At 57.0% G+C, this 19289-nt stretch carries 18 protein-coding genes and 1 pseudogene; 2 read left to right on the top strand and 17 right to left on the bottom strand.

All coding sequences use genetic code 11. The features are described from left to right. The 17 genes from JN12_RS19630 to JN12_RS19555 all read right to left on the bottom strand — a co-directional run. On the bottom strand, positions 1-1104 hold a 1104-nt coding region (locus tag JN12_RS19630; RefSeq protein WP_145026003.1), incomplete at its 3' end, for a DUF1302 domain-containing protein. 100 nt (positions 1105-1204) lie between these two features. Further along, a complete protein-coding gene (locus tag JN12_RS19625; protein WP_281287752.1) occupies positions 1205-1954 on the bottom strand; it encodes an HAD-IIA family hydrolase in 750 nt (249 codons plus the stop codon). An 866-nt stretch (positions 1955-2820) separates the two neighbouring features. After that, positions 2821-4005: a lipid-transfer protein gene (locus JN12_RS19620; RefSeq protein WP_145026000.1), complete on the bottom strand. Its 1185-nt coding sequence runs from the start codon at positions 4003-4005 to the stop codon at positions 2821-2823. 44 nt (positions 4006-4049) lie between these two features. Beyond that, positions 4050-4793 (bottom strand): SDR family NAD(P)-dependent oxidoreductase, encoded by a 744-nt coding sequence (locus JN12_RS19615; protein WP_145025997.1) that lies wholly within the window; start codon positions 4791-4793, stop codon positions 4050-4052. Between the two features lie 77 nt (positions 4794-4870). Continuing rightward, a complete protein-coding gene (locus JN12_RS19610; protein WP_145025994.1) occupies positions 4871-6130 on the bottom strand; it encodes a Tm-1-like ATP-binding domain-containing protein in 1260 nt (419 codons plus the stop codon). A gap of 11 nt (positions 6131-6141) precedes the next feature. Then, complete coding sequence (locus JN12_RS19605) at positions 6142-6546, bottom strand: pyridoxamine 5'-phosphate oxidase family protein (protein ID WP_145025991.1); 405 nt, start codon at positions 6544-6546, stop codon at positions 6142-6144. Positions 6547-6591: 45 nt separating this feature from the next. Further along, positions 6592-8079, bottom strand: a complete 1488-nt coding sequence (locus JN12_RS19600; RefSeq protein WP_145025988.1) for a biotin carboxyl carrier protein — start codon at positions 8077-8079, stop codon at positions 6592-6594. After that, entirely contained in the window at positions 8072-9439 is a 1368-nt protein-coding gene (locus tag JN12_RS19595; RefSeq protein WP_145025985.1) for an acetyl-CoA carboxylase biotin carboxylase subunit, read from the bottom strand. Before JN12_RS19595 ends, JN12_RS19600 begins: the two co-directional genes overlap by 8 nt. Continuing rightward, on the bottom strand, positions 9436-9921 hold the full coding sequence (locus tag JN12_RS19590) for an acetyl-CoA carboxylase biotin carboxyl carrier protein (RefSeq protein WP_145025982.1): 486 nt from the start codon (positions 9919-9921) through the stop codon (positions 9436-9438). Before JN12_RS19590 ends, JN12_RS19595 begins: the two co-directional genes overlap by 4 nt. Before the next feature lie 49 nt (positions 9922-9970). Then, positions 9971-11260 carry a Tm-1-like ATP-binding domain-containing protein gene (locus JN12_RS19585; protein ID WP_145025979.1) on the bottom strand — a complete coding sequence of 430 codons (1290 nt, stop codon included), beginning with the start codon at positions 11258-11260 and terminating at the stop codon, positions 9971-9973. A 579-nt stretch (positions 11261-11839) separates the two neighbouring features. Further along, positions 11840-12160 carry a P-loop NTPase family protein gene (locus JN12_RS20670; RefSeq protein WP_211360591.1) on the bottom strand — a complete coding sequence of 107 codons (321 nt, stop codon included), beginning with the start codon at positions 12158-12160 and terminating at the stop codon, positions 11840-11842. Continuing rightward, a complete protein-coding gene (locus tag JN12_RS20665; RefSeq protein ID WP_211360590.1) occupies positions 12157-12804 on the bottom strand; it encodes a 2-hydroxyacyl-CoA dehydratase family protein in 648 nt (215 codons plus the stop codon). The genes JN12_RS20670 and JN12_RS20665 overlap by 4 nt, the downstream gene beginning before the upstream one ends. A gap of 70 nt (positions 12805-12874) precedes the next feature. Then, positions 12875-13852: an MBL fold metallo-hydrolase gene (locus JN12_RS19575; protein WP_145025976.1), complete on the bottom strand. Its 978-nt coding sequence runs from the start codon at positions 13850-13852 to the stop codon at positions 12875-12877. Between the two features lie 57 nt (positions 13853-13909). Further along, complete coding sequence (locus JN12_RS19570; RefSeq protein WP_145025974.1) at positions 13910-14221, bottom strand: EthD domain-containing protein; 312 nt, start codon at positions 14219-14221, stop codon at positions 13910-13912. A gap of 59 nt (positions 14222-14280) precedes the next feature. Further along, entirely contained in the window at positions 14281-15336 is a 1056-nt protein-coding gene (locus JN12_RS19565) for a zinc-dependent alcohol dehydrogenase family protein (protein WP_211360589.1), read from the bottom strand. A 70-nt stretch (positions 15337-15406) separates the two neighbouring features. After that, positions 15407-16051 (bottom strand): CoA transferase subunit B, encoded by a 645-nt coding sequence (locus JN12_RS19560; protein WP_145025971.1) that lies wholly within the window; start codon positions 16049-16051, stop codon positions 15407-15409. Positions 16052-16081: 30 nt separating this feature from the next. After that, on the bottom strand, positions 16082-16732 hold the full coding sequence (locus JN12_RS19555) for a CoA transferase subunit A (RefSeq protein WP_145025968.1): 651 nt from the start codon (positions 16730-16732) through the stop codon (positions 16082-16084). A gap of 494 nt (positions 16733-17226) precedes the next feature. Between JN12_RS19555 and JN12_RS19550 the strand changes: the two genes are divergently transcribed. Both JN12_RS19550 and JN12_RS19545 read left to right on the top strand, forming a co-directional pair. Then, positions 17227-18450, top strand: a complete 1224-nt coding sequence (locus tag JN12_RS19550) for an amino acid ABC transporter substrate-binding protein (RefSeq protein ID WP_170242090.1) — start codon at positions 17227-17229, stop codon at positions 18448-18450. 493 nt (positions 18451-18943) lie between these two features. Then, positions 18944-19289, top strand: a pseudogene (locus tag JN12_RS19545) (FAD-dependent oxidoreductase); the annotation flags it as partial.

Here is a 19289-nt window from a genome sequence, read left to right as displayed (position 1 = left end):
CCCCAGGATCTGCTTGGCAAAGCTGATGCCGTACAGACTGATGTTGGATTTATAATCATGATAATAATTGGTCGGCAGAGGAGGGTTTGCTCCGGTCAGAAAGCTGGACGACAGCACCTGCGGCATCCTGTCGGAAAAGTTGCGATAGTGGAACCCCAGGGTTCCGTTCAGCCACTCGGGACTGTACGCTACCTTGATCCCCCAGTCGCGGGCATCGCTTGGCCGGTGGTCCCCGGTGTTGAATGCCACCATCCCCGGCCCGGCAGCAGACGTAGGCCCCCAGGGGAAATAGTAGCCTTCGCCGCTATTCATGAGACCATCGACCATCCCCAGGTAACTGCCGGTCTCGGGAAAGATGTTCGACTCCCATTCCAGGTAGTACTGCCCGGCGATGGTGAGATCGTTGGTCGGTTGGACCTGGACCGATACCTGATTCAACGGCCGGAAGATCTCCTTCAGCTCAACCCCCGGCATCGCCAGCGCCTTGGCCATGTCGATCGGCGACTGTCCGTAGGAGATGCCGTTGTTACCGGCGCCCGGGAAAAACGCCTCACCCCAGTAGATCGTATGCCGGCCCGCCCGAATGTTGACCGGTACGTCGCCGAAATTGACCTTGGCAAAGGCAAAGGCATCCAGCAGTTCTCCGTCCGGCCCGGCAAAGCGGCGCCTCGTGTATGAGTTCAAACCGCCGGCCGGTGCTCCGTTGACAAAATGATTCGAAAAGGAATTGTTCTCGTACTTCTTATCTTTATAGATCGGATCGTACCAGAGTGCCCCGCTCAGTCGGATCCCGTAATCCTTTTTGTAGACCAGATCGGTCTCGGTGAGGAGGTCCAGCCGGCTCGAGACGAGACCTACATCAAAGTTGCGGTCGCCGTCATTGTGGTTGACACTGCCGGCAATATCCTTGCTCTGCCCTTTGAGACGCTGGGCCAGGGTGTAGCGGAAGGTGTTGTCCCAGTGGATTACGACGTCCTCGTTGTCCGTCGGGATCTCGAACGCATCGGCATTGACGCCGATTCCCAGGACAGCCATTGCCGCAACCGTTACCAACCCCTGTTGCAGCCCCCTGACAAGATTCCTTTTCTGATACTGTTTCACCATCTAATGCCTCCTGGTTCGGTTATTACTGCTGGCCCGTACATGTTCGCCATCAACCATCGCAAGAAAACATTCCCTCCTTTCCCGGGAATAGCCCTCATAATTACTTCCGGCATCCTGCCGGGTCTTCGCACAGTCTCAAGAGCTCGTCCACTCCCTGCAGGCACAGATGGGGCCTGCGCTTCTCCGGCAGGTGCACATACGCGTCTCTTGTCCCAAGACCTGAACTGACCGCAATCGCTAGCGAGCCTCCACGGTGCGCCATCGGGACCTCCATCTCCGGATCGTCTCCGACTACGGCCAGATCCTTCAGCCGTACGCCCAAGCGGCGGCCGGCACAGCGCAAGGCATCCAGAGAGGGTTTCCCGACGGTTATCACACGACAGCCGGTCATATCCTTGACCATCGCCGAAATGACACGCGAGGGAGCCAATGCCTTGCCATCCGCAGTTGCGAAGAACCTTGTCTGGGAGGCGCTGAACATCCCTGCACCGCCCCATACCGCATGGCATGCCGATTCCAACTCAGCCATGGTGAATTCCGGGTGCCAGCCGGCCAGGACCGCATCTACCTGCGGCCTCCCCTTGGGCGGCACCAGCTCGATGCCCGCCTCCTGCAACGGACGCGTCAGTCCATCGCCGCCAAGCGCCATAACCCGCCGGTAGCCGCGGCTGAGGAAAAGGGCAACAGCGCTGCTGGCCGGTGTCATCATGCAACCGTCGGGAAGGTCGAATCCAGCCGTACGCAGCGTGTCGGCGTAATGCTGTGGAGTACGCACGGTGCCGTTGGTGAACAGTACAAGGGGAATGCCGCGACCGGTAAGCAGCCGCAACAGCTCAATCGCACCGGGCAGGGGGTGAAGCCATGATTACGTTGGTCTCCCAGTACCAGCGTGCCGTCCATATCAAAGACGAAGCCGCGCACGGTATGCAGCCGCTCGAGCACGGCGGAGGGAGCCTTATGAAAAGAACATGAAGCGCCAGAAACGACCACGGGAAGTCTCCTTGTCCAACTAACGGGAGCAAGCACGGCAATCGACGCACCTACCGCCTTCATTAGACGCTAAGCTAACATCGTGCCAAATATATTTCTATTTTATTTTCAGTAAATTAGAGTTTATTTTATAGATGTTGACATATTTATGCGTCACGATTTGAAACATCGGTTTAAAACTCAAACAGTGGCAGCCGGATAGTCCTTCGCGCTTATCTCACTAATTTTATTGTTAAATTTCAATTCAACCCGAAGAGTGCATTGCTCCAAGGATTGGTGACCAGAGGGTGGCTCACACTAAAAACCATTGAAATTATTGCTTGTTAAGAGAAAGTAAATTGTGCGGAAACGAATGTGCTACCAATAGTGATAGCTGCAAGGTGTGATGTTACGATAATACACAAACAACACGGGAAACGTTCAGGGTCCATACGCTCCCCAGAAGTTCCGGGGACTATCGAGTCGTTGCGGAAAAATTGAGGTTTCAGACGGAATAGAGGTTGGAAGCCGATTACTCGGACCGAGACAGGATATTTCTTTGGGGGGGTATCAACAAAAAGGCAGTAAGCCAACAATACACCCGGACCCGACAGTTGGAGTCATCCTTCGAGGTCCCGTTCCTAAGGCTCTACGGATAACCCCAACTGCGGCTTCGGGATTGAATCAATCCCACTCAGCTTAGAAGCGTATCCAGCACTGATTGAAAGACGATTTTGTTCTCCAGCACTATATACGTCCATACAGAGTTACGACACAAGCCCCGCCCAGACCCAGGTTGTGCTGGAGGGCAAGACGGGGGGAGCTATCCACCTGCCGTTGTCCGGCCTCACCTCTCAGTTGTGATACCAATTCGGTACACTGGGCAAGTCCGGTGGCTCCCAACGGATGCCCCTTGGACATGAGACCGCCGGAAGGATTGACGACGTATTTCCCGCCATACGTGTTGTCACCACGGTTTATCATGCTTTCCGCTTCGCCCTCACCGCACAACCCGAGCGCCTCGTACGTCATTACCTCGTTGGATGTGAAGCAGTCGTGCAGTTCCACCACCTTGAAATCATCCGGACCGATACCGGCCTGCTCGTATACCTGCTGTGCGGCTCTGCGCGACATGTCCGCACCCACCAGGTCGATCGGATTGAGGCTGCTCGCCACCCCATCGGTCGCCATCGCCTGGGCGAGAATGGATACGGCACGTGCCTGGCCGTGCCTCTTGGCAAATTCTTCGCTGCAAACAATCGCCGCAGCGGCGCCACACGAAGGCGGACAACATTCAAGCCGGGTCAGATACGGTGGGAACATGACCGGGGACTGCATCACTTCTTCAACTGTCAGTGGTTTGTCAAACAAGGCATAGGGGTTATTCAGCGCATGCTTGCGCGTCTTTACCGCCACCTTGGCAAAGATGTCCGGATTGGCCCCCGTCTTCTCGATGTAGGCAACCGCTGCCGCCCCGAACAGGCGTAGCGCATTCGTCGCCGGGAGCACGTCCGGCAGCAGGGCCTCCAGCTTATCCTCCAGATCCATCAGCGGCGATGTCCGGTCGTCCCAGACCGGCCCAAGGGCACCGGGTCGCATTTCCTCGAAGCCAACCGACAAAGCACACTCGACGGCTCCGGACAGGACCGCCTGCCGCGCGAGCATGAGGGCCGACGATCCGGACGAGCAGTTGTTGTTGACGTTTACTATCGGTATGCCAGACATCCCTACCCGGTACAGTGCCGCCTGGCCGCAGGCGCTGTCGCCGAACACGTAACCGGCAAAGGCCTGCTGAATATCGCAGTAAGAGATGCCGGCATCGGCGAGAGCAGCCTTAACGGCCTTGCCGGCCATGATTTCGTACGGTTCATGCGCACCGGGCTTGGCGAATTTGACCATGCCGACACCGATCACCTTGACAACATTACCCATCACTTATTCTCCTTATTGGTCGGCTAGGCCAGCCCGAGGCTTCGTCAGCGGGCAAGATATCCGCCATCGGCCGCGTAATAGCTGCCGGTGATAAAACTTGCCTTATCGCTACTAAGCCATGCCACCAGTTCGGCAACCTCTTCCGGGTCACCGACCCGATTCAAGGCGTGCATCGAACTGAGATTATTCCTGACATCCTCGGGAAGGTTGTTGACCAGTTTGGTTTTGATGAACGCCGGACCGACCGAGTTACACCTGATCCCCTTGGTCCCGTATTCGACCGCTACGTTCTTGGTCATCCCGACAACCCCGTGCTTGGCAGCAACGTAAGGTGTGATCTCGTCAAGAGCAATTTGTCCGCAGATCGAGGATATATTGACAATGGAGCCGCCACCGGTCTTCAGCATGGCGCGAATCTGTGTCCTGATGCCATAAAATACGCCCGTCAGGTTGATATCTATCACCTGCTGCCAGGTCTGGGGGGTATGGTCTGCCGTGAGCCGGAACTCACCACTGATGCCGGCATTGTTGCAGGCAATGTCGAGACGGCCGAACTGCTTGCACGCCGTATCAACCACTTCCTCGTGATTTTCCAGACTGGTCACATCGAGATGACGATAGATAGCCTGCCCACCAGCCTGATTGATCATTGCCGCGGTTTCCTCGCCACCCTGGTCGTTGCAGTCGGTCACCACCACCCGTGCCCCCTCACGACCGTATACCAATGCAATGGCACGCCCAATCCCCTCTGCGCCCCCCGTAACCAGCGCTACCTTGTCTTTAAGCATGTTGCACCCCTTTCCCTTATGTAGTGGTTTAATGTTGTCACCGCTTACGAGCAGAACATCATAGTTCCATATTTCTTCTAAGCTGTGCCTGCAGGAGCGAGCCCGAACAGGCGCACCAGTTCATTCACCGCCACGCGGGCGAACTCCGGGGTGTAGAGATGCAGGTCCACCTCCTTGATCGCCTCCTTGTTGTCGAGTTTTTCCCGCAGACGGGAGACAAAGGCGGCATCGGCCTCCGGGTCGTACAGCGGGCGCCCCTGCTTATTGATCGACGACCACCCCTTGAGCGGGATCAGAAAAGTGAACGGCCCTGTTGACTGGTTGAGCCGTTCGGCTATGACATCGGCTGCCTGGCGCAGTTCATCCGCTGTGGTGCGCACCTGGGTACGAAAGGAGTCCTGGACATACTGCGCACGTCCCTTGGTCTGCTCCAGTTTATCGGTCCGGCCGCCGTAGCTCAGCAGGTCGAGGCCGCAGGGAGCCAATACCGTCGGAATACCCTTTCGCACCGCCGCCATGAGGCGATCCGGTCCGGGATCGCGGTTGCCACCGAACAGGTGCTCGGTGATGCCGCCGGTACAGAGATCGAGGACTCCCTGGAACATGCCGTCGCGGATCATCTCCTCCATCCCCCTGTCGCCTTTGCCCTGGGCATGGCAGACCACGGGGGTAAAACCGGCCTCTTCCAGCATTGCCAGAGATGCCTGCGCCGCCATCTCGGAAAAGCCGAACGAAGATACGGCGATCACCGGTTGCTCGAAGGTGAACTCCGTGCCCAGCGACATTTCAACCATGCCGCAGATGGCCCCCACGGCATTAGTGATCTGCGCCTTTAAAAGCGGATTCATCTTGACTATGTCGAGCACGGTGTTGTGCATGGTGATGTCGCTGGTGCCGACGCATTTTTCGGTATAACGCGGATTGGACGCCATCGGCGTAGCCATAAGCTTGGGCATGCCGAACGGCAGCTGCTGCATGACACCGGTTGACACGAGGCTGGAGGTGGCTCCGCCGATGCCGATCACCCCGTGCACCCTCCCCTCCTTGATGAGATCGGCAACGATCGCCGCCGCGCCTTTGATCTGGTTGTTGGTCGCCGCTTCCCGGTCGCTACGATAATACTCGCGCACGGTTTCGATCGGCAGCCCGCCCCGCAGGGCTACCTCTTCGCATCGGATATCCCCCGGTACCGGTGGCGGTTCTTCCATGCTGAAATCCAGCAGAATGGCATCATGCCCACGCCCACGGATCAGCTCGCGGACAAAGACGATATCTTCACCCCGGGTGTCGAGGTTGCAGATAATCACGATTCCTTTTTTGTTTCCGGCAGATGCCATGATTCACACCCCTAGAATGTGACGACCTTCTGCGGATTGGGCGTCATGCTATCGATCGTTGCAGTGCCGTGTTCCAGACAGAATACCTTTAACAGCGGGTTATCCGGCGTCTGATAGATATCCTTCAACATGGGATACCGTTCAAAACATTTCTCCTTATGCCTGATACCCTCGTCGAATCTGATCTCGCCGCCGATCCTCAGCCACCGCATGTCTTCGCTGGTTCGGGTAAATTCGATGAACGGGCAGGCAACCAACTGTTGGTAAACCTTTTTGTCACTGGCAGTACAAAAGTAGAACCTGCCGTTCTCTTCAAACATGAATGCAAACGGTCTGACCCGCGGCTTCCCTCCATCTACGGTTGCCAGGCTTCCAAAACAGGGAACAACAGCCAGCATTTCCAATACTTCCTTCATAGAAATCCTCCTTGTGATGGGTACTGCGAATCCGGCCTCAACTTCTCACGCCGGCACGTGATCATTAGTACTGAGCAGTTCCAACCTGAAATCAGGCTTTTCAATGATGATATCCGAGGGGACCGGCACCGGGCAGTCCTGCAACCCACGCAGCAGCTTGAGTATCGGCCGTATGTCAGGGTTGTAGTGCCGTTTGGCCGGCCCGGCGGCCACCATGGCGTTGACCTCTTCGGCCGGCATTGTTGCACGCAACAGGAATTCCTCGTCGGAGATGCCCGACGGGAAGCGTTTGCGCAGTTCGGACAGCGTCGGAGCGGGAGGTTCCGCCATGATCTCTTTCGCCCGAGGCCGCGACAGGATGCGGTCCTTGACATCGGGATCGACCGGCGCGGTTGGCCGTCCGAAGCTGCCGAGTACATAACGGATCACCTGGTCGGAAACGTTTTCGTACCGCTCCCGGCCAATCACGTTGTAAAGCGCCTGGGAGCAGACCATCTGGGGAAACGGCGTCACCATGATCGGATACCCGAACTCCGCCCGGACACGGCTGGATTCTGCCATGACCTCATCGAAGCGGTGCTCCAGGTTGAGCTCGACAAGCTGCCTTCTGGTCGTGGCCATGACGCCGCCGGCCACCTGGTGCTTCAGGAATGAGGCATCGTATTCCTGGGGCACGCCGACCGGGAGGTTTTCCGCCTTGGCCAGGCGGGAGAAATAGTTGGCAACCAGCGCCAGGGCACGGTCGTCGATGTCCACCGTATGCCCCAGTTCACGCAGGTTCGCCACGACGCGCTGGGCATTGGGGAGTGACGAGCCGTTGCCCAGGGGACCGCAGGCGACCTGCAGGGCATCCACGCCAAGTTCGGCGGCAGCCATGTAGCTCATGGCAGAAAGCCCGATGGTACAGTGGGAATGCAGTTCCAGCGGCTTACCGCCCAGTTGGGAGCGAATCGCCGGAATCAGCGTGCGCGCCCGCTCGGGGGTCATGAGACCGGATGGGTCCTTGATGTACGCACGGTCTATGTCCTGGCAGGTGGCGATCCGTGCGGCAAGTCCGGCATAGAAGGCGTCGTCGTGCACCGCGCTGATGGTGTAGGTCAGGGCGGCGATGATCTCTTCACCGCCGGCCTTGCGCATCATGCGCGCCGATTCGAGAATGGTCTCGATATCCAGCATCGGTTCGAGCACGACAAAGCGCGAGATGCCGTTGGCCACCAGTCGGTCGTACACCAGCTGCATGAAATCGGGCGACTGCATCTCCCACGAATAGAAGCGCAGCCCCGTGCCGATCAGCTGCAGCCGGGTGTTCGGCATGGCCGCATGGGCCAGACGGATCCGCTCCCAGGGGTCCTCCCTGAAGGTCTTTACAGCCATCCCCATGGCAGTGCTGGAGGCGAAGTCCAAGGCGCGGAACCCGACGCGATCCACGACCGGAGCAATCTGCAGGATCTGGGCGGTGTTGAGGCCGACCGCTCCCCACAGGCTCTGGTTGCCGTCACGCATGGAGACGTCGATGAGTTGGATGTCAGCCATTGAAGCCTCCTGCGGCAATATTTTGATCGAGGAAACGGGGGAAGTAGGCAGTGGTGAAGCCACCGGCAACAAACTCCTCCTGTTGCATCAGCTCGGCGTGCATGGGCAGATTGGTAATGACGCCGCCAAGTTCGCACCGGGCCAGGGCCTGCTGCATCCGCGCCACCGCCGCGGCACGGTCGGAACCGTGCACGATCAGCTTCGCCACCAGTGAATCGTAATAGGGCGGCACCTGCGCCCCGGCCTGCATATGCGTGTCGACCCTGATCCCCTCGCCGACCGGAAATACTGCGTCGGTCACCGTTCCGGGACTCGGCCGGAAATCACGGGTCCAGTCTTCGGCATTGAGCCGACACTCGATGGCGTGGCCGGAAAGCCTGACATCTTCCTGTGTGAGACGAAGCGGCCTCCCTTCGGCAACGGCAATCTGCTCGGCAACGAGATCGAGGCCGCAGATAGCTTCGGTGACCGGGTGCTCGACCTGGATGCGGGCATTCATTTCCAGGAAGTAGAAGGTATCGCGCTCGCAGTCGACCAGAAGTTCCACGGTACCCAGGCCGCGATACTTCAGGTGCGTGCCGAAGGCGACCGCGGCTCGGTGCATCTCTTCCCGGAGAGTGTCCCGCAGGTGCGGCGCCGGCGCCTCCTCGACGAGCTTCTGGTAGCGCCGCTGGATCGAGCAGTCCCGGGTACCGAGATGGATCATGTTCTCGCCGTCGCCGAGCAGTTGCACCTCGACATGGCGGCCAGCCGCAACATAGCGTTCCAGGTAGACGCGCGGGTCTCCGAACGCGGCCTGGGCCTCGGCCATAGCCATTTCCATGGTTTCCACCAGTTTGTCCGGCTCGTGGACCTGTTTCATACCCCGACCACCGCCACCGCCAACCGCTTTCACCAGGATCGGCCAGCCGATCTTCTCTGCCAGTGCCAGCGCCTCGTCCATACTGCCTACCTCGCCACCCGGTACCACCGGCAGACCGGCCGCGATGGCGTGGCTGCGGGCATTGAGCTTGTCCCCTACTGCATCCAGCTGTGCCTCGGTCGGGCCGATAAAGACAATGCCGGCCTCGCGGCAGGCCCGGGCAAGTTGCTGGTTTTCCGACAGGAAACCGTAACCGGGATGGATAGCGTCGACCTTGGCCGCCACGGCCGCGGCAATGACCGCCTGGACGTTCAGATAACTCTCCGGCGACCGGGCCGGGCCGATACAGATGGTATGGTCAGCCAGGCGGGCCGCCAGGGAATCGAGATCGGCCGCCGAGGCCGCCAGCACCGTTTCGATACCGAGGCGTTGACAGCTGCGTATGATCCGCACCGCAATCTCGCCCCGATTGGCAATCAGTATCCGCCGCAGTATCATACGCCCTCCGGCTTGACCCGCATCAGCACCGCTTCGTGATCGGCAAAGTCGGCGTCGCCGAGGCAGATCTCGGCAATGGTGCCGCAGACACCGGCATAGACCGAGTTCATCAGCTTCATGGTCTCGACAATGGCAACCACCGTATCCTTGTCCACCCGGCTGCCGATCTCGACAAAGGGAGGAGAACCGGGCTTGGGCGACCGGTAGAAGGTGCCGAGCAGCGGCGTGCGGATATCGACGAGTCCGTCTTCAGCCGCCGGAGCCGCTTTCGGCGCAGCAACAGGAGCGGCAGTCTCTGTCCGGACAGCAGCTGGTGTCATCAGGTTCGTGGCGGACAGCTCCTGCGCCGACTGCGTCCATTCCCCGTCGCCGGTGCGCCGCAGGGACAGCTTGAAGCGGTCGGTCTGAAGATTCAGTACGTTGAAAGAAGAGACGTTTACAAGCTGCAGGATGTCCTGTACGTCTTCATTGGTCAGCTTCATCGGTAGCAACTCCTGTCTGCAAGTATTTGAAAGACGTAGTAGTGGCGGTTTATGCTGCAGCCCGTTGCTGAAATGCGAGTACCTGTTCAACAATGGCATCGGCAAACTGCTCGTCGTTGATGTGGTGAGGGAATTCCCTCACCGGCACAGCTGCGGGCATCACCGTTTTCAGGTGCGCGGCGAACACCGGCGGTAGCGATGGATCGTGCAGGTGCCCCTGTTCGCTGTCGTGGGAAGAGAAGCCGAGCAGCGGTACGAAGAACGTGACCGGCCCTTTTGCGTCCTTGATGAGCCCGGCCATATGTTCGGCCACATGCTTGAACTCTTCCGCTTCCGAACGGACTGCGGTCAGGGCGGCATTGTGGATGTGGTAACGCTTGCCCGGAAAGCGTGCATGGGCATCGTCAATCGGTCCGGCAACCAGGAAATCGATATTCCCCGGGGCAAAGATCGTCGGCACACCCTTTTCGAGCGCTGCCTTGCACCTGTCGGGTCCGGCGCTGCAGAGCCCCTGGTGGAGAAAGTCGTTCACCTCGACCAACGACAGGTCAACCACGACAGCGACATTCTGTTCCCTCACCACCTCGTCCATGATCAACCCGCCGGTACCCAGCGTATGGAAGATCATGACTTCAAACCCCCTCTCTTCCAATGCCTGGCGAACCCTGACCGTACATTTGTCCGTGGTACCGAGGGTTGAAATCGTCACCAGCGGCTTTTCCGCACCGACCAGCAATCCCTGGAATTTACTGTCGACATGTAAACTCGCCACCAGGGCGTTGCTCACAGCGACTGAGCTCTTGTAGCCGTAGGCCATGCCTGTTACCGCCAGGGCACCGTTAAGGAAGACGCGCCGGGTGATGGTGTTCAGGCCGGAGATATCGCAGACCGAGTTGACCATGACGATATCCTTGGTGCCGACAAAACCCTTGGTCATGCCCGATGCCATGGTGGAAACCATGACCTTTGGCAGGCCGAACGGAAAACTTCGCATGACGGCTGTGCCGAGAGTGGTCCCCATGGAACCTCCGACCCCGAGGATGCCGCTGAGCCCGATCCGCTCATGCAGTTCATGGGCACACTTGATGGCACCTTCCATCATGACCGCCTGGCATTTGCCCTCATGATTCAGGGCACGGATTTCCTCCATGGTCATCCCCGCAGCGGCAGCTATCTGATCAGGGGTAATTGCGGCTCCACCATCGATGGTCTTGCGAATGCTGGCATCAAGCAGGTAGACATCGATACCGTTCTCTTCAAGACACTTGGTGACGAAGCGTGTCTCAAGGTCCTTGGTGTCCAGCGTCATGATCAACAGTACTTTAGGCTTAGCTCCCATAACGTTATCCCCCTATCTACGGTTGCACCGACGTGCGGTTGATTGTCAGACCTGTCACACACCGAAACATATGAATCGGCGCATTGCCGTCTTGATGCTGCACTAATGCTAACACCGTGCCAACTGTTTTTTATGTGCAATATAGGTATGTTATATTGATTTATTGCATACGGATATATGGCGAACGTCACAATTGGAAACACTGGATTATTTTAAAAAGATACTGTCCGAACAGGCCGCAATGCGTAACAATCAGATATTATTATCAAATTACATTTTGGAGTGCATGGTTTGTCTCTAACGGCACAGACCGCTGAAGATACCATCGAAAAAAACATCATTATTTTGAATAGTTGCAAATTTACAGCCTATTATTTGCGTGTGCTACCAATCGTGATAGCGCCAATACGTACTGTTACGAAAATACGCAATAGCGTTCGTGACGACCGAAGTTGCCAGACAACCATTTGGAATTTTGCTGCACGCAATATGATCCGGAGAACTGCCGGCATGAAGGGGGCATAATTTGAAGAGTAAGGGGGTGTGCGTCGCATGGACCGCGACAGGTGATACGAGTCATCAACAGCCAAGATTATCCACAATGCCACGCACAGCCTCCAAGGCCGCAGAGTCGAGGGGAAGCTCCGCCAGCGACCGGCCGACCAGATCGTAGCTCGCGACACTCGGGTCCTGGGGAACGTACCCAAAGATTTCAACACCGATCTGTCCAGCGGATCGCGCCAGAACATCCTCGCCACTCTGCACCCGGTTGAAGACCACTCCCATCTTCCGGCAGTGCACCACGTGCCTCTCCTCCACCATCTCCTTGAGCAACGCCACGGTGCGTAACCCTCTGGCCGAGGCGTCGCTGAGCATGATCAGACAATCCAGTTCGCTCATGACCTGCCGGTTGATCTGTTCCAGCCCTGCTTCGCCGTCAATGACGATCGTGTCGAACTTCTGCGAGAGAATCCAAACGCATCGCGCAGCAGATCGTTGACGGAGCAGAAGCAGCCAAGGGAGTCGGTTCGCCCCATGGCCAGCAGGGCGTAGCCGTCACTCTCCACAAGGGCCTCCAGCACCATGTATTCGAGCGTACCGGCCATCTCGGCCAGCTCGCTGCGGTACGCTTCAACCTGTTCAGTGCCGCTCTTCTTGGGAAACCAGAGAAAATGTCGGTAGGGGGTCTTGATCTTGCTTTCCCAGTTGTCAAAGAGACGGCGAATATGGTCGCAGTTATTTACCGTCACCACACCATCAAGAAACCCCTGGTGCCCGCGCATTGCGGAATCGAAGAGGTGCCTGACAAAGCTGCAGTTGACCTGGGTGAAGCAGGATTCGGACAGTTCCGTGCCGCTGCTGCCGGTAGCCCTCATGCGGAACGGCATCAGGCCGGCGGCGGTCATGATCTCCTCGGGAACAAAGTGATACATGCAGCCGATAACCTTGCCTCCCCGGTCCTTCCACTCCTGGAGAGCCGGGTTGACCAGGCCGGCTGCCGCATCCTGAAATTCCTGCAGCGCCCGTGACGTCAGGTTGTTCATCGTGCAGATCCTCCGAACGGTACACCCCCTCCCGCCAAGGAAGGGGGTGTGTCACTGGTGCCAAACCGGATTATTGGTACACCGTCTCGCCATCCTCGGTTTTCACGACCGTATGGAATATGCCCGGGATCGGTGTGATCTTATCCGAACAGTTGTCCGGAAAGGCAAATCGTGCCTGCCAGTGAAGACAAAAGCGCAGGGCGTACATGCCCGGATACCGGCTCTCCATATAGTCGACCAGGTCGTCGCCCGTTTTCGCCCGGGCCAGGGCAGTATCAAAGTCATCAAGATAGCCGAGCATGAAGTTGATGACGGTGTCAGGGTCAGTGGAGAACTTTTCCGGTGGGCAATGCCCCGGCACAACGATGAGCGGATCCATGGCCCGCAGCCTTTTCAGGTCTTCCCGCCATAGCTGGCGCCGCGGCACGTCGCTTTCGATCATCCAGGGGTGGGCTTGATAAAAGACCGTATCCGAGGTTATCGCGGCGCGGATCGATGGAATCCAGACCAGGGTTTCATTGGCCTGGTCGGCCTGCCAGCCGTCCGACAGCTCCAGGGCATGACCCTCGATTTCCAGGTGCCCGCTGGTGAGCGGCATGGGAAAATGAAGCCGGTCAGGAACATTCCTGCCAAAGAGCCGGCCCCACAGCTGTACCTTGTCGTCCGCGCTGTAGACCACATCCCTGGTCACGCTCTGCAGGGCAACGATCTTGGCATCGGGAAAGGCGTCCTGCACGATTTTCGAGCAGAAATGGTGGTCCGGGTGAAATTCGGGAATAATGACATGGGTGAGGTTTTTGCCGGTTTCCAGGATGCCGGCAACCAGTCTATGGGCATCGCTTTTGAGGAATGCCGTGCTGACCAGAATGGCATCCCGTTTTCCGCAGATAAGGGTTGAGTTCCCGTTAAAGCCATAGAAACTGTGAAAGAACACCTTCAGTTCCAAAGCATCGGGATCAGCATTTTTGATGGTGATCTGGTTGTAAAGGACATCTGTCGTGTTTTTACCGAAACAGATTTCCGGCGAGTTTTTTTGATCGTGTGTCATCTGAGTCTCCTTTTAAGCGATGATTGGCTGTTGCTAGCACTGACCGAAATAACTGCCTCACCTTCCGTAAACCTCACTTCCCATCAGGATATGGAAATCCTTCACCATCGGAATCCATTCTTTCAGAAAACCCTGAAAGGGCTCACTGGAGGCATCCCTTTTCCAGTCCTCAATGCTCGTGACATCCACAATACCGACATAGGCATAGGGGATTTCGCCCTTCTGGGAACCGGTAATCCGCACCAGTGTAAAATCGTTGCAGGAGGGAAGGCTCTTGATCAGAGGGCCCTTCTTGTCAGCGCAGTAGCGCTGGTATTCTTCATCCGTTACTGCATCCTTAAGGTTGTACAGTATGATTTCCTTGGGCATCCCGTGTCTCCTCTCAGGTGCATATAGACACATTTCAATACATCTCGTCGTCCAAGCGGTCAGCTGCCCACCTTGACAACTATTTTGCCGAAATGGGCTCCACTGGCCTGATAGTCATAGGCCTGTTTTGCCTCTTCAAAGACAAATGTGCGGCCAATGACCGGTTTGAGAGCAGTCTCGGCCACCGCCCGGTTCATCGCGGCAAACAGCTCACCGGAGCCTACGTAGATGCCCTGAAGACGAATAGCCCTGGCAATGATCGTACGTGGATCGATCTGCCCGACGCCGGCCACGACACCGATAACCGCAATCATTCCACCGACACGTACGGCCTTTATCGACCGCTCCAATGTTCCGCCGCCACCGACTTCCACCACAATGTCGACCCCGCGCCCCCCGGTCGCCTTCACGACCTCCTGCTCCCAGTCCGGCGTGGTACGGTAATTGATCAACGTGTCTGCGCCAAGCGCCTTGGCCCGGGCCAGTTTCTCGTCGCTGCTCGATGCAATGATCACATGAGCACCGTGCAGTTTGGCAAACTGCAGCGCAAACAGTGAAACGCCGCCGGTACCGAGCAGCAGCACGGTCTCGCCGGCGCGTACACGGCCGTTCTCTACCACGGCGTTCCATGCGGTGACGCCGGCGCAGGGAAGCGTCGCCGCCTCTTCGTAGGTCAGATGACCGGGAGTATGGATGACTCCCTGCTCCGGAAGCACGACATACTCAGCCAGCATGCCGTCCGCCGATCCCCCCAGTGCAAGAGCGGTCGATTCAGCCGAAATGGCACCTCCGTTCCAAGCTTGGAAAAAGGTACCGGCTACTCGATCGCCGATCTTGAAGCGAGACACCCCCGCACCGACGGCAACGACCTCGCCGGCACCGTCGGATAGCGGAATAATGGATGATTTGTTGCCGATAGGATATCGACCGCTGGCGACAAGCAGATCGCGGAAATTCAGCGAGGTCGCATGCACCTTGATCTTTACCTCGCCGGGGCCCGCTTCGGGCTCGGGATGCTTTGTCGTAAGTACCAGACCCTCGGGTCCGATCAATTCCTTGAGCTCGAATGCCTTCATGGTGGAATCTCCTTTGGTTGTCGTCCATGCCTTCAGCAAAAGGTCCGGTCCTCATCAAGCAACTACGTTCAGGTTTCAGTTTCTGATCCAACGCTGAAACGTTCGAGTACTATTGTAGATGTGCCGGGACAATCAGATCGGGTTCGGTGCAAGCCCGAATATCCTGAACGCTGAATCCGGGCGCAACCTCGACCAAAGCCAGTCCGTCCGGGGTCACATCCATTACGGCGCGGTCGGTGATGATGCGGCTTACCACCCCCTTGCCGGTCAAGGGCAGAGAGCATTTTTTCAGAACCTTTGGTTCGCCGTGTTTGTTGACGTGATCCATGACCACCACAATCCGTTTCGCGCCGTACACGAGGTCCATTGCCCCACCCATCCCCTTCACCATCACCCCGGGGATCATGAAGTTGGCAAGATCGCCGTTGGCTGCAACCTCCATCCCACCAAGGATGGCCAGATCGATATGCCCGCCGCGGATCATGGCGAACGACTCGGCGCTACTGAAGAGGGCAGCGCCGGGGACCATGGTGGTATACTGCTTGCCGGCATTGACCAGATCGATATCTTCATCTCCCTCTTTAGCAGGTGGGCCCATCCCCAGCAGACCGTTTTCTGACTGAAATATCACCTGCTTGCCTTCCGGCAGATACTTGGTAACCAGTGTCGGGATGCCAATCCCCAGGTTCACATAATAGCCGTCCTCAATCTCCAACGAAGCCCGTTGGGCAATCTGCTCTCTAGTCCAAGCCATTTCGTTCCTCCATTAATTTATTGCACCCGACTACCTGCACTCGATAATGCGCTGCACATAGATACTGGGCGTGTGGATCTGTTCCGGCACCAGATCGCCGATTTCCACCAACTCCTCAACTTCCGCGATGGTCGTTATCCCCGCCGCAGCCATCATCGGGTTGAAATTCATCCCTGTCCGCCGGTAGATCAGGTTGCCGAGCCGGTCTCCCTTGTGTGCCTTGACCAGCGCGAATTCCGCCCTCAAGCCCGTTTCGAGAAGGTATTCCTTCCCATCGAACACGCGTGTTTCGCGGCCTTCGGCAATAATGGTTCCGGCCCCGGCCCGGGTATAGAAAGCAGGAATTCCTGCACCTCCGGCCCGGCACCGCTCAGCGATCGTGCCTTGCGGGACCAGTTCCACTTCCACCTCCCCGGCCAGATACTGCCGCTCGAACTCCGGGTGTCCCCCCAGGTAGGAACAGACGACCTTTTTTATCTGTCTGTTCTTCAGCAGGATGCCCAAACCAAAATCAGCCTCACCACAGTTATTGGAGATGATGGTAAGGTTCCTCACCCCCTTGTCCTTCAGCGCCTGGATCACGTTACAGGGGGTTCCGACCGGGCCGAATCCTCCTACAAGCAAGGTTGCACCGTCGTTGATCCCATCAACAACCTCTTCCAATGATGTGTAGACACCCATTTACTTGCCTCCGGTTTCATTTGATGATATAGCCGAGCCTCAGGCAAAGGTGAACACGCCCGAACCTCCCGTAAAAAAGACAATTGGCCAACAACTCAAATACACTTCGCCCCCTTGCTAACAATGTGCCATGTTTATTTTTACTTCATTATTGGCATGTTACTGATATAAGATGCAACGGTAGCAAAATGAACGCGTCACGTTTAGAAACACTGTTTACGCTCATACTCAAGTGGCACACTGCGCTTATCTCGCTATTAAAGACAGTGAGTTGCACCAAGCAGCTATCCCGTGCAACCAAGATGCCCCTCGAGATAACTTTATGATGTTAAACAGTTATTGATGTTAGTGATATCGGGAGCCCGCTTGTTACCAATGGTGATGTCGGCGAAGCGGGCTGTTACGAAAGTACTCAACACCCGGATGCCATTTGAATGCTCTTTGTGCTTACAATGAGTTCCGTAATCTGTACCGGAAATATGATCGAGGACCACATGTCTATTAGTGCACAACGATTCCGCTTGGTTATGGTGCTCATGGCCATGGCACTGGGTCTCCTGTGCAACCAACCCGCTGGGGCGGCGACCAGAAGCGAAATCGTCGCAGGAGCACAGCTACCCTTGACCGGAGAGCTTTCGGGAGAAGGTCAGGAACAGAAGTGGGCGTATGAAGAGGCGGTAAAGGACGTCAACGCCAAGGGTGGTATTTTTGTGAAGGAATTTGGCAAGAAGCTGCCGGTGAGGCTCATCATCGAGGATGACGAATCGAATGTGGCCAAATCCGTCCGAGCAGTGGAACGCCTGATCAAATTCCACAATGTTGACTTGCTCCTGAGCGGTTTTGCCGGGAATGACGGTGTCGTCCCCGCGTGCAAGACGGCAGAGAAACATAAGAAGTATTATCATGCCTCGTTCACCTGGGTTAAACCTTGGTTGAAGCATAACTTCAAATGGTCCACGCTGTTTTTCTTCGACGTTGAGCAAGGGGTAGCAGTACCTTTCCAGCTTTGGAACAGCTTGCCCAAAGATAAGCGGCCGAAGAAACCGGCGCTCTTTGTTGAAGACGTCGCAGACGGTCGCGTTCTCGCCAGCCTGTTCCAATCAGTCTCCCGGAAGTACGGATATACCTTTGCTCTTTCCGAGACACTGCCCTCCGGGGCCAGGGATTACTCGGCACAGATAGAGAAGGCCAAGTCCATTGGAGTTGATGCAATCCTCATCTTTTCTTCGGACACGGATAGCATCACCTTTGTCCGTCAAATGAAAAAGAGCAACTTCAGTGTTGGCTACCTCCACGGCTGGAAGGGAGCATGGACCGGAAACTTCGGGAAGGAACTGGGGAAAGACGCCCAGTACGTTCTCTGCGACGGATTTTGGTCCAGGGACTTCCCCTTCCAAGGAGCGAGGGAACTGGGGGAACGGTATGAGAAGCGCTACGGGGGAACCTCGGTTTCTGTCGGGTGCGCCTATGCCCTGGCCCAAATCCTGTGGCAGGCCATCGAGAAGGCCGGGACCCTGGACGGGGGAAAAGTGCGTCAGGCCGTGCTGAGCAGCAGGTTCCAGACCGTCATGGGGCCGGTCAAGTATCAGCCGAACGGGGTCGCCATCTTCGTAAGTACCGCGAGCCAGTGGATCGATGGCAAGCAGGAGTTGGTCTATCCGTTCAAATGGGCCAAGGCGTCCGCAAAACTGGCCCCTCCCTGGAAGGATCGGCCCTAAAACTTACCCGGCGCCGCCTTCCGTCATCACGCACTGCCTCGCGAATTTTGGTAACACCGTATTTACGAAGTATCACAAACGGTAACACTCCCCCCCTGACCTCGGCATTTTCAAACCAACCCACTGACTTACATCGTTTATTCCCTGGGCAAGCACCACTTTAGCGGGTATCAACAACACATCCACCCTACAGCGTGTTTATGTTGTAAATCAGCCAGTTACACCGCATCACACCTCCCACCATTGCCACCCGAGTTATTAAACCGGCGTTTCATATTGTTGCACATATCCGACCCCCCACAGCTCAATAATCCAGCATAATACTGTTTATATTTATTTTTTTCATTGGCACACTGTTAGCATTATTAACAACAGCGCCGTTCATTCATCAGGTAACTCCGTAGCCGCTCCAATAAAGGACAACGCACTCTTTGGCAGTCACTACCGTCAGTTCCTGACAATCGAGATCGTGCACCAGACAGAGGAGAAGAAGATGGGCAATCACAGCGGCAAGTATCAGGTAAAGATTCTGGGGGTTGAGGACTATCAGGCCCTGGTGGCCTGCCAGAGCGCCTGTCCCCTGGCGACCGATACCAAGCGGTACGTACGGGCTATCACCGAAGGGGAGTACGAGAAGGCCTACCTCATCGCCCGCCAGACCAACCCCCTGGTCTCCGTCTGCAGCAGGGTCTGCACCGCCCCCTGCGAGAAGAACTGCCGTAAATCCGGTGAGGGGAGCCCGGTGGACATCCGGGCACTGAAGCGCTTTGCCTGCGACCGCCATGGCGTGGCCTCCCCCCGGGCGGTGGCGAAACGGTTCGCTGAGTTCTCGGAGCGGA

The organism is Geobacter argillaceus (genome assembly GCF_007830735.1).
Lineage (GTDB): Bacteria > Desulfobacterota > Desulfuromonadia > Geobacterales > DSM-12255 > Geomobilibacter > Geomobilibacter argillaceus.
This window is presented reverse-complemented; position numbering and strand designations above follow the sequence as displayed.